The sequence below is a fragment of the Prevotella sp. HMSC073D09 genome (genome assembly GCF_001814145.1).
In the GTDB taxonomy this organism is placed as follows: Bacteria; Bacteroidota; Bacteroidia; order Bacteroidales; family Bacteroidaceae; genus Prevotella; species Prevotella conceptionensis.
The window spans coordinates 1-862 of the sequence record NZ_KV815130.1 but is presented as its reverse complement, the minus strand read 5'-3'; the positions used below and the strand labels follow the sequence as shown (position 1 = coordinate 862).

Sequence of the window (862 nt, the reverse complement as noted above, 5' to 3'; positions counted from 1 at the left end):
ACGGATCCACCCCATACCACAGACTCGTTACAGGGTTCATATACCTCGCCCCGTAATAATACAATCCTGTCTCTTGATCGAGTTCCTTGCCGTTGAACTTGTACGGCATTTCCTCGGACGAAGAATGTTCGTCCACGAGCAGTTCGCCGTAGGGCAGGTAAGCATCAAACTGGGTGATGTTGGCCTTGGCATCGGTGATGTAAGAGGTGCTGCCTAGGTGGTCACTATGATAGAAAAAGATTTCCTCGGTGTTGGTGGTGTCTGTGGGGACATAGCCATACCCAGGCTGCGCATTATCGGGATCTTCGGGCTTGTTCCATTGGATGGGTGGACCGGGAACATCTCCTTTCTTGTTGAACTTCGGTCGTTGCACCCAACCTTCGGGCACAGAGTGGTCGCCCAGCTCGCCGATGATGGTGTTGTAGCCATAACCCGTGTTGTCGGGGTCGGCCGTCGCACCCTTCATCGTAGGCACACCCGGTGGCGTGCCCAACTTGCGGTAGTACTCCTCGCGCTGCTTCTCTATCTGCAGCATGCGGGCGGCATAGTCTTTCTGGCCTGCCGTAACGTTGTTGCTGCTGATGCCGTAAACGTTGCTGAACTTGCCTGTTCCCAGTTTGGAGGCAATGCGCTTGTCGCCGATGAAGTAATGCTTGGTAAAGCGGTTCTTCGTCACTGTGATAATCGGGGCAGGATAAATGGTGTAATCTTCCGTTTCGTGGAACTTCAGTGCAAGCCGAGTGAAAAAGGAGCTCGCTCGTTTTTCCGAGGCGCAGCCTGAAGTCGACGAAGTCAACGGTTATCCCCTGCGGCGCACCATTTACATACACGCCTTCGAGGTCGCCGTGGCTCTTGACGATAC

At 54.2% G+C, this 862-nt stretch carries 1 pseudogene; it reads right to left on the bottom strand.

Features of this window, described 5'->3' with window-relative positions:
- Window positions 1-862 (bottom strand): annotated as a pseudogene (locus HMPREF2955_RS16930) (RHS repeat domain-containing protein); the annotation flags it as partial.